Genomic DNA, 10879 nt, shown 5'->3' with positions numbered 1-10879 from the left:
TGAGCATCTTTCTCACCGACAGGAACCAAGGCATAGGCATTGAAGTTCCAGTCATCAGAGACTGCTTCTGCATTGAAAGCAATCTGCTGGAAGAACACACTGCGCTTGTTGCGGACGTTCACCCCTGTATCGGCATCACCTGTAGCCATCGGGCGGCTGTCATAACCAGCATTCAGCCCGTACATCCAACTGCGATCTCCATTCAGCCAGCGATAGCCAAGCCGTGATGAGGTGCTGATCGTGGTGCCCGCAACTTCTGTATTGATCAGGCTGCTGTTGTTCTCGTAATCAGCAAAGTTGACGTTCGCCTGAACATCAGCAAAGAAGACGCTGTTCTCGCCAACAGAAAGGGGCAAGAAGCCGCCAATTCCTGCTTGGTTTGGTGTGCCTGCTCCTTGCAAAGCACCTTGAAAGCCAAGTGTTGGCTTGACGACGTCCTTAAGGCTGATGCTCATCACGCCGCCGAGATCCTCAGCGGTGTTTGCATCTTGAGCAGCAGCTGGCAGCAGAGGAGTATTCGCGAGTGCCAGCGCAGCACCACCGCCGAGAGATAAAGACAGGCGAAGCGAGCGCTGCATTGAAAATGGTCTATTGAGGGAATGCTGCCTTAGTTTTGCTGCTACTGACCCTTGCAGTAGCCAGTTTCAGCTTTGCTGCTATTTAGCCGGCAATGCATAAAGTAATGTTGAGCGCATGCAACACTCCTGACGGATATCATTATTCATCGATTTTTATCGAATCTAACCCTTGCTTGACTGTGTCAGGAGTTGGGCACTTAATTGTCAGTTGATGATCCGGCCTCGGCTAGCAATGAGGTTGAGAAGGTCGACCCGAGCTGTAGGCCGGGTTTGATAAGCATTCGGAATTTGCAATCATATAATCAACCCGACTCACCGGGTTGTGTAGATTTGGCACAACAGATGTTCCCATGGGGATTGGGCACAATCTCAGAACCTACGGTTTTGTATCTAGGAAATTCAAATACTGTTTTAAAAGCATTCTTTTCGCACTCGTAGACCATTAGCTTTAAATTGTATTTAGTAGTGCCCGTACGGTGATAAGACTTCTTGTTCCCAGGCTTCAGGCATATTGCCCCCACATATCCATCATGAACTCTTATGTCACGATATTTGACTGATTCAGTGAGAGCTTGAATCACAGGTGTTTGCCATTTTTTCTTTTCTGCTCTTGATACATTGCCCGTGTCAAAGCGATATTCAACATTGCCTGACACCCTGGTTTCAAATGCTTCGTCATAGGAAACATTGACGCCAAGCGTTAAACCATCAGTGATTTCATGCGACAGCTTGGCCAGCACACCAGATTCATCCTCTGCCGTGAGGTCATCACCATGCTGGTAGTAGTAACCAATCGAGGCGTCCCACTCAGGGGTGATTGAATAACCAATATCTAAGCCATAGGTGTGTAGTGCACCACCGGCGTAGTAGTTATTCAAGACCTGCTCGGTATCGCCAACAGGGAACAAGCCATAGGCATTGAAGTTCCAGCTATCGGAGACCGCTTCAATACCAGCAGCCACTTGCTGGAAAAAGACTGTATTCCGGTCCGTCACCGTCACGCCCGTATCTGTTCGCCCTGTTGCCATCGGACGGCTGTCATAGCCGGCGTTGATGCCAAACATCCAGGAGCGATCGTCATTCAGCCAGCGGTAACCGAGCCGAGATGAGGTGCTGAAGGTAACCCCTTCTACCTGGGTGTTAATGATGCTGGTGTAACCCGGGTAATCAGCAAAGTTGGCGTTAAAGAGTGTGTCGAGGAAGAAGACGTTGTTATCGCCAACCGCGATCGGTACAAAAGCGCCAGCACCGGCTTGATTTGGTGTGCCTGCACCTTGCAGCGCGCCTTGGAAGCCCCAGTTGAACTTGACGGCGTCTTTGAGATTGATCTCCATCACGCCGATGTCATCGGCGCTGCCTTGCTCTTGAGCTGCAGCCTGTTGGAGTGGGGCATTCGCCAGAGCCAAGGCCACCGCACTGCTCAGGGATAACGAGAGGCGAATGGAGCTCTGCATCGAAGAAGCATTGATCCGCGTATTTTGCTGGCTGTATTTAGTCAAGCAAGATGGCTTGTGTCACCACCTACTGCGGCTTAGTGGTGCATAGAGCCCAATGAGATTGGGCTGGTGATCATCTTGCACAAGGCTTTCTTAATGATTAAGTCATTGCTACCTAAAGAATCACCTGCATTAATTCGGGCCGATATGACGTCAGATCTGTGCCATGTCCAACGATAAGCTCTTAAAAATTAATTAGTGGATCTGTTTATTGTGTGCGATGCCAAAACAATTAAGTTGCTATAACTTGGGTAATTATTATGGTGGGAAAGCCGGCCCCGGGTAATTCCCAGGTAATTCTTGGGCTGTGCTATGCCCAAGAACGCTCTTTAATTTCTCTACCTTCATGCAATTTGCATAGCCACGTGCAGGCTTCGGTACACCGTTGTAATTACTCTTTTTGGGATTAAGGTAATTTGGATTATTTCTAGTAGGATTAGAGCAAAAGTACTTAACGTTGATAATCTTATCCCCATCAGCGGTTTTGTCGTGAACTCTGACATTTCTGTTTTTGACAGTCTCTGATAGTCCTTTGATTGTGGGCTTATTCCATGCTTTCTTTTTGCTTGGTGCCCCGTAGCCATCGGCGCCAAAGCGATACTTCAGGTCTGCAGAAACGCGTGTTTCAAAGGCTTGGTCATAGGACAGATTGACGCCAGCAACCAGGCCATTGCTGATGTCGTAAGCGAGCCTGCCATCAACACCAGAGCCATCGGCTTCTCCTAAATCACTACGCTGGTAGTAGTAGCCAACAGAAGCTCTGAAATTTGGCGTGATGCTGTAGCCAACATCCAGGCCATAGGTATCGAGCGCAGCGGCAAAGTAATTGCTATTGATTCGGTAGTTAGCGGTGCCAACAGGAATCAAGGCATAAGTATTGAAATTCCAGCTCTCAGAGACTGCTTCTAAGCCTGCTGCAACCTGCTGAAAAAAGACATCACGCTTATCAGTAACATTCACCCCGGTATCAGCATTACCGCTATTCATCGGGCGGCTGTCGTAACCAGCATTCACCCCGAACATCCAGGAGCGCTCATCATTCAGCCAGCGGTAGCCAAGTCTTGATGAGGTGCTGATCGTGGTGCCAGCAACGTCTGTATTGACAATGCTGCTGTCGCCAGCTCGATCAGCAAAGTTGGCGTTGAGCAGCACATCAGCAAAGAACACACTGTTCTCGCCAACCGAGAGAGGCAGGAATCCCCAATACCTGCTTGGTTCGGTGTTCCTGCTCCTTGCAGTGCACCTTGAAAACCCCAGTTGAACTTGACTGCATCCTCGAGGTTGATCTCCATCATCCCGAGGTCTTCTGCGCTACCTGCCTCTTGAGCAGAAGCAGATAGCAGAGCACCATTAGCGACTGCCAGTGCAGCAACACCACTGAGCGATAACGACAGGGGCAGGGAACGCTGCATTGATAAGGATGGATCTATTGAGAGCACTATGCCTTGCTTTTATGGCTGATTCCCTCTGCAGTAGGCGCTTTCATGATTGCTGCTATTCAACAGGCAGTAAAAACCACTCGTGGAGAAGCTTCAATGACATATTTTTAGTGACCTTGTCTTATCTGCTTCTGCTCAACTGTGCTCAAGCGTGCCAGGTTTTGAAAGCTGATTTGACGTTTGCGAATGTATCGTGCTTGGTTTTACATGTTTGTGTCTCGATGTTGTTTGGGCTGGCGGTGGTGTCCATGAGCCTAATGTCCGATAGAAGAATGTGCATCACATCACTCCATGGGGGCAATCGGAGCTCCGGATGCTCACCGGATTGAGGCTTCTTTGACTTTCTGGTAGCTCTACATCTTCCTCTGCATTGAAGAGATGCTGACTGGCAATCCTTAATGGCCATGGTTGACCAATGGGGCGAGAAGAAGCTCCTAATCGGCTCATCTCAGCATCTGTTCGATGCATCCAAAGGCCCTTCCGTAACCAGCCTCAAATGGCTCTGCTCATGCTTCTTTGCTCAGCTTTTCTGGCCAACTCAGTCCATCTTTTCGTATGCACGCCGATCGCCCTTCCGGGGTTTCACAGCGCAGCAGCTCTGCATTTCCTGTACTGCTGATTAACTCAACAACAAGCGGCGCAACGGCATCGAAGCCTCGGAAACGATGCTGAGGGCTAGGTGGAAGCGAGGTCTACCCAAGTGGTGAAAAGTAGAACAACATTCACCCCCCGCTTCGATAGCATCTGCTCCGCCCGTTCACTCCCGATCCAGGTGTTGCTAGTCAGAAGTCATCCTGAAGGCACTGTGATGGGGTTGCGATGATGTCTCTGTTCGAACAGCAGTGGCAGACCTACCGGACTGTCCTCGAACACGATTCGATGGAGCACAGAGCTATTGCGGACGCCACCGCTTCCGTGCTCAGGAGCTGGTTCGAGCAAGGCGGGGAGCAGGCTAGATCCGCTGTGCTGGTGGATCTGGGCTGTGGTGATCTGGCCCATCTCGCGCCGTTGTTCCGGTCGTTACCACTGCGTTCCTACACAGGGCTTGATCTTGCCGCTTCCGTGCTGCTCCTGGCCGAACGCCAGATGGGGCAAGTCCGGTTTCCCTGCCATTGGATTCGTGGAGATCTGCTCGATTGGGCAAAGGAGCAGGTCGATGGACCGGTGGATCTGATCCACTCGGCCTTCGCCATTCACCACCTGAGTGACTCCGACAAGGTTCGCTTTCTCGAGGGGGCTCGTCGGCGTATTGCTGACGACGGGCTACTGGTCTGGACGGATGTTTTCCAGGAGGAGCATGAGTCGCGAGCCCGTTATCTGGAGCGCTATGTCTCTCGTGTGCAGCACTGGCCTGGTCTCTCAAGCAGGCAGCGGGATGCCGTCGTTGAGCACATGTACCAATGCGACTGGCCGGCGCGGCGTGGATGGATCGAGTCGGTTGCGTCGGACAGCGGCTGGATGCTGACCTGGAGCTGGCTTGGTCAGCATCAGGCTGAAGCACTTGCCCTGCTTCGACCCCTTCCTTCTGCAACAAGCAATGGCTTGAACCATGTATCAATCAATGAGTTAGGCCGCCTTCCCCTTAGGAAAGACGATCTAACTTTTTAGTTTTGGCGAGCTTGAAGGTCTCTCTAAGCGACCTTCTTTACAGCCTCATGTTTATGAAAATGATTAACGATTGCACTTCCAGGCGCCAATTGATTGATCAAAAATTGCCCCATACTTGCATCCCGGTTCAATGTAAGAAGCGTCAACTGGAGTGCTTGAGTTAACCTTCTTCCCGTCATTGCAATACCACGCAGTTCCCATCGTGCCATTTTTCATGTAAACCGCGCCTTTCTTGCATTGCTTATGGATAAATGCATTGTCGTAGCACTGCCATCTCCTGCCAACCACGCGAGGTAATTCATGCTCCTGAGATTTCCAAATTGGTCCATATTGTACATTTCGAGTGTTAGATGTGCAGCCGGGCTCAATGATGCAGTTGTCAAATTGATCGCCAGGTTTTACAAGTTTTCCATCCTTGCAATACCAGCCTCGTCCCATTGAGCCAGATTTGCTGTAACCAACTCCTTTATTGCAGCCAGAGTGGATATAGCAAGGGTCGGCTCCAACGGTGGCATCACTGATCCTGTGGATCTCTCCAAATGGCTTTAAAGGTGTATTGATTTCTCTTGCATTGCTGATAGCAGGAACTGCTGAGAATGAACTCAGGGCTAGTGCCGTTGCGGTGGATAAAAGCACGCCATCGAAACTGGGCATTGGATCGTCAATATCAAGCTGATGTCTTGATAGCAATCAATGTCTTTTTTGGCATCCTGTTTTCGGCTTTGACGCTGTTGCCCGGTGTCTTCAGGCGTCGGTCTCTAGCCCGAAAGCTGATCTAGGTTTTTTATTCACTCTTAAGGTTCCATCTTAAGCCTCATGATTCGCTCTCACCATGGATGCGAGTTCTCATTTCACTTTTGACTCCTGTCACTCACCTCAATTGTGTAATCCCTTGCTTCGCAGATTTAGCAGATGGACCGGGTGGTTTGGTCATGCGCTGGCTGCCAGACGGCGTTGTGCATCGGCTTGTATCCGTCGAATGGCGGCTCTCACCGGTAGAACACCACCAACGACATTCATCAGTACGACGAGTAATGCCACAACGGATCGTATCCATAGCTCAACCCAGAGTGCATTTGTCAGCGTGGGCTCATTGATAATCTGCTCTGCATCAATCGGCAGGAGAAAATTGCAGAGCACTAAGATGCCTGCAGAGGCCAGCAGCACAGCAAAGCGAGCTAAAAAATCCCACAGCAGTGGAGTAATCGTGCGCCGAGTGATGGCGTAATAAATGCCTGCAAACGGCAGCAAGCAATGGGCGATGGACCAAGGCCAGACACGGTCCTGCAGCCGGTTTTCCAGAGCCAGCTGACGCACCGATTGCTGAGTATCCCTTCGCCTGAATCGCTTCAGCTCACGGCCGTCTGCACGAATGGATCGCATCGACTCAAAGATCACACCCAAGACCAGCAGGTTCAGCCCAAATTGAAGGATGGGATCCAGCCGCCAACCCTGGAAAAAGAGAATGCCACCCACTAACGGCAGGGCGATGGTGCGCCCAGCCAAATTGATCAGAAACAGTCCGAAACTAAGCCCCTGGCCTGGACCACGCGAATGGTCCCGCCGCATCAAAGCATCAAAGCGTCGCAGCGATACAAAAAGAGCAGGAATCCAGAGCGTCAGCAAAAGGAGGCCTGAAATCGAAGCCCAGTTCAGACTGGCATTGATCATTTGGGAGCTCCACAGGTTCGACATGGTTCCGGAAGCATTCAAGAGCGTCGACTCTCTCGCAATGCTGATGATTCACTCTGCCATCTCGACGTTTCGATCGAAACGGTGAAACCCTGTCGTGGTGATCTGGCCCTGCCTATAGGCGTCTTGAGGTGTCGCATCTTCCCGTAATCCTGAAGCTGCAGGATTTCCACTTGTGTTAACCGATGGATCGCTGACTCATAAAACTGACTTGACTTCGTTTTTATTGCGCATGAAGTTCTCTATTCTTCGCATGTCAGGACGTCTTGGGATTGGTAAAGGGTTGTGCCTTATTGATCACGAAATGGTGCCTTAGTCATCCTTTTAATCAGCCAGAATATGTTAATAAAGGCTGGTAGTCTTAATTGATTGGTTGTTGAGTTGGTGAGGCAATGCCTCGCGACCATGAACATGGAAACGGATTGAGCCCAATCAAAACTTTGACGTTGACAACAGATTGAGATTGCTTTGGTGGTTCTGGCGACCGCCCGAGCACGACAGAGTGGTTGGCCAGCCAAATTCTGGCTCGAGCATTGATTCGCATGCACCCACCCACGGCTGAGTGACGATGTTGCAGTGGCCATGACGGCCCTTTGCGCAGTGCGTGCATCAAGACACTGCCAGCACTGACGGTGTTTTTCTGTTTCCTGATCAGGCCTAGACAGGGCTTGTTGGCGATGGCTAGAGATGTAGAAGTCAAAACGCTTAGGCGATGACTCGCTCTACCGCCGCTCTGGCTGCTGCCCTTTCCCTGCTTCTGCCACTGGGGCAACCGCTCTTGCTGGCATCCACTGCTGCTCTGGCGACTGCGGCGATGCTGTTGTCTCCTGAGGCGGCACAGGCTTTAGGTGCAGAGGATTATGTTCGAGAAGGAGTTAAGAAGCGAAAAAGCGGTGATTCCCAAGAAGCGATTGCTGATTTCGATCAAGCTCTAGACATTGATCCGCAGAATGCCCGTGCCTACTTTGAACGTGGTTTTACCAAGAGATGGATGGGTGATTATAAGGGCGCAATTGATGATTACAATAAGGCGATAGATATTGATCCAGCGAACGAAGTCTTCTTTAATAATCGTGGTTTCGCTAAGCAGTTGTTGGTTGGCGAGAAAGGTGCTGACCTGTATTTGCTAACCCAAGAAGCCATTGCCGATTATACCTCGGCAATATCGATCGATTCGCAATTTGCCCTTGCCTATTCAAACCGTGGCGCGGCCAAGGCGTCTTTGGCTGATTATCAAGGTGCCATAGATGATTTTTCAAAGATGGTAGCAATCGATCCTCGCAATCCCGTTGCCTACAGCAATCGTGGACTTGCGAAGGGGAGGTCTGGTGACGATGAGGGTGCTTGCGAAGATTTCATGAGAGCAATCGATTTGGGTGATACATATGCTTTAGCCTTATTCCACAATAATTGTGATCAAAGCGCTGAAGATTGATCCACATCTGAAAATTAGGGTTGAGTTGATGAGCCTACCGATTAACATCGGTAGGCTCCGAAGGAGCTGAGCGGTGATATCGAGGCTGCATGCTTTGTCTCGGTTTCGCATTCGCGCGGGTGCCGCCTTCTTGATGGCTCTCTTTCGCTGAACTCTTCACCACAGAGCTTCGTCTGGCACCGCTCCAGTCAGCAATCCACTCCATGTCCCGCGGCGTCTAGGAAATCAATGGCGATGTGGCCCAGCAGTAAGTGCATGACCATCCCGGCATCGTCAGGTCACTGGTGGTCAGGTTGCCAGCCCAGATGCTCGAGATCGGGATGCGCAGTCGAAGGTGCCCCAATGCCCACTTCTGCCGCTGATCAGAAGTTGTCGTAGATCTTTTGCAGAGTGTTCCTCTTGCCCTGAAGTGAATTGGCTCGCATCGGCTTGCCCATCGGTTTGGGCTGTCTTGGACGATTCAGAAACACTTTGCTGAGCCACCACACCTGGAGGCCGAGAAAAGCGATGGCCAGCAGTCCTAATTCAAATGCTCCCTGCATCAGTAGTGCTTCCCCCTGTTCTCAAGAGCATCTCTTTTCCAGCACTCCAATTCCTCAGGTGTGTGAAGCGGGGGCGGTTGGGATTTGCTTGTCAGTCGCTGAAGCAGCAGCATGAGCAATCGTTTCATGCCAACAGTGTGGCTCTGTCCTGGGCCTAGGCGCAGTTCGTGGTCGATTGACTCGGCTCCAAAGAGGAAGGCCGCCCCTCCCGATGGAGAGACGGCCTAGCTCGCTCGTTTGTGCATGGTTCAACCCATCACGTCAGAAGAGAGAGGGTGGAAGCGTCTGGCTCAAGGCGCCCTGGGGCCATTGGCTCTAGGTGTTGGGTCGTTGACTCCGAGGGCACCTAGGGCGGTGCAAGTGGAGCGTCGATTGGCGTGGCGGACCGATGCATGCCTACCAAAGGACCAACCCTGGTCATGGTTGAGACTGTTGGAGCAGGGGCCAGAAAGTCAGTCTGCTTCTGTGATCTGCGCTGGTGGAGTGTCGGCCGTCATGGGCACCTCCGATCTCGATGGCCTTACTTTCCACCCGCTAGGGGGTGTTTGGCATCGGTCGAATGGCGCATTGCCTTGTGAGCAGAACCGCATGATTGTGGAGACGGCGTGCCCAAACTCGGATGCTGGGCCGTACTGATCCAGCTTCGATCGGCTCTGATCCAAGTGAAAGCAATGGTGCTTGTTGGGGCTTCGCTCCCTGCCTCGGCCTTTGAATCCCCTTGCCATGCGCGGCTCCTACGACGGCGACAGCTGCCGCACATCTGCCGGAGAGCTGATGGGGCTGGCTAGCAGCACACAGTTGCCCACAACAAGCGTTTTCTCCTTCACGACACGATTGATCACCAAACACCAGGGCAACGGGAGTTCATCGCGGCTGACAAGCCAGCAAAAAAGATGTTGGATCCATCTGGCGTCGCCTTCGCCACACCTGCTTCAAACCGCAAGATCTGGATCTCCTTCACCCAAGCATCGTTGAAGACTGAGAGCCCTTTTTGATTGGCTTTCGTTCCACGCTCACAGTGGAACTGCATCAGTTCTGGATCTCCCTTCAGGAAGTCATCTCTGACGCCCATCCAATCCTCATGCTCAGGTTTTGCAATGCTCGGCGACATCGCCACAAACAGCACGCCTATGACCATCAGAAGGGCGTTCAGCTGGTTGAGCTTGCAATCTCTGGTGACGTTGTGCGGATGGCTCATGCCCAAGCGATGACTGAACTCATGCTGAGTAATGATTTCAGAACCGTCCATGGCTTTCGGTACCATCTCCACGCCCTCGGTCCAGCACATCAGGCTTGTTGCCGTTGTTCACTGCAGATCAGCACGTCTCAATCGATTGCGTCTTCGTTGTCGGGTTTAGCCGCTGGTGACTCTTCGCTTCTTTCGCCTCTGGAGTGAGGACGATGAAAACCAGTAACGATTGATCGGCATGATTGATTCGCTCCCGAGCAGGATTGACTTGAAAATGGTCGCAAGCTGGAGCTGCGGCTTGCTGGTTGTTGTGTGCAGTGGGTGTATGCCCACTGTTTTGAATCGGATGATCACCTGCTCGGTGATCAAGGACCAATTCCACAGTCAGCAGACGGGGATCGCGAAAGGAGAGGGTCCGTTTGGATTCAAGCTCTACTCGTCAGAGTCTGAGATCAGGGACGCTCTCAAGCACAACGTGGAGCATTACGGGAAGCATTGGAAGGATGAAGGCTGCCAGGGGTCGCTGATTGAGGGTGAACCGCCGTGGCTCAAGTTGCTCTCAGTCAGGTCTTCCCAGACAGCTTCAGCCACCCCACAGCCTCAGGCTCATCTTTAAACCCATCCGCTAACTGGCGTTTGCGCAGTTGTGAGCAAGCTCACAGCTGGAGGGAATGGAGGTCATCAGCTGCAGAGCTGAAAGCGGAGATGGTGAATGCATCGGAGGGAGAGATCCCGCCCCACGCATCACCCCCATCAGAACGATGACCACGATCAAAACCATCACCGCCGCCGCTGCCTCCCTCGCCGCTGGTGCCACCTTGCTGAGCGTTGCCGGCCCTGCTGCGCAAGCCAATCCCTACAACAGCTTTGGCCGTGCCGGCGGCTGTGATTCTGTCGCTA

At 51.9% G+C, this 10879-nt stretch carries 8 protein-coding genes and 2 pseudogenes; 3 read left to right on the top strand and 7 right to left on the bottom strand.

Annotation, left to right across the window (positions count from 1 at the left end; translation table 11 throughout):
* From DXY10_RS03710 to DXY10_RS03700, 3 genes and pseudogenes are all read right to left on the bottom strand, one after another.
* A pseudogene (locus DXY10_RS03710) lies at positions 1-578 on the bottom strand (carbamoyl-phosphate synthase); the annotation flags it as partial.
* Between the two features lie 302 nt (positions 579-880).
* Positions 881-2032, bottom strand: coding sequence for a carbamoyl-phosphate synthase (locus DXY10_RS03705; protein ID WP_244281917.1), 1152 nt, complete (start codon positions 2030-2032; stop codon positions 881-883).
* A 300-nt stretch (positions 2033-2332) separates the two neighbouring features.
* Positions 2333-3486, bottom strand: a pseudogene (locus DXY10_RS03700) (carbamoyl-phosphate synthase).
* Positions 3487-4332: 846 nt separating this feature from the next.
* On the opposite strand from DXY10_RS03700, the gene DXY10_RS03690 reads away from it, so the two are divergent.
* A complete protein-coding gene (locus DXY10_RS03690; protein WP_371411113.1) occupies positions 4333-5121 on the top strand; it encodes a class I SAM-dependent methyltransferase in 789 nt (262 codons plus the stop codon).
* Between the two features lie 63 nt (positions 5122-5184).
* Here the strand turns inward: DXY10_RS03690 and DXY10_RS14205 are convergent, their stop codons facing one another.
* Positions 5185-5775 carry a hypothetical protein gene (locus tag DXY10_RS14205; protein ID WP_136989036.1) on the bottom strand — a complete coding sequence of 197 codons (591 nt, stop codon included), beginning with the start codon at positions 5773-5775 and terminating at the stop codon, positions 5185-5187.
* 276 nt (positions 5776-6051) lie between these two features.
* A complete protein-coding gene (locus DXY10_RS03685; protein ID WP_136989034.1) occupies positions 6052-6816 on the bottom strand; it encodes a hypothetical protein in 765 nt (254 codons plus the stop codon).
* A 709-nt stretch (positions 6817-7525) separates the two neighbouring features.
* On the opposite strand from DXY10_RS03685, the gene DXY10_RS03680 reads away from it, so the two are divergent.
* Entirely contained in the window at positions 7526-8248 is a 723-nt protein-coding gene (locus DXY10_RS03680) for a tetratricopeptide repeat protein (RefSeq protein WP_115016356.1), read from the top strand.
* Positions 8249-8610: 362 nt separating this feature from the next.
* On the opposite strand, the gene DXY10_RS03675 is transcribed toward DXY10_RS03680, so the two are convergent.
* Complete coding sequence (locus DXY10_RS03675; RefSeq protein WP_115016354.1) at positions 8611-8790, bottom strand: hypothetical protein; 180 nt, start codon at positions 8788-8790, stop codon at positions 8611-8613.
* An 838-nt stretch (positions 8791-9628) separates the two neighbouring features.
* The gene (locus DXY10_RS03665; protein ID WP_170955689.1) at positions 9629-10039 is read right to left on the bottom strand and encodes a hypothetical protein; all 411 of its coding nucleotides are present in this window, start codon (positions 10037-10039) and stop codon (positions 9629-9631) included.
* A 611-nt stretch (positions 10040-10650) separates the two neighbouring features.
* Here DXY10_RS03665 and DXY10_RS14200 point away from each other — a divergent pair.
* Positions 10651-10879: hypothetical protein (locus DXY10_RS14200; RefSeq protein ID WP_371411112.1), on the top strand; the 229-nt coding region annotated here is incomplete at its 3' end.

The sequence above is a fragment of the Synechococcus sp. UW140 genome (assembly GCF_900474295.1).
In the GTDB taxonomy this organism is placed as follows: domain Bacteria; phylum Cyanobacteriota; class Cyanobacteriia; order PCC-6307; family Cyanobiaceae; genus Synechococcus_C.
The sequence above is the reverse complement of the archived record's forward strand: the minus strand, read 5'-3'. Positions and strand labels throughout refer to the sequence as shown.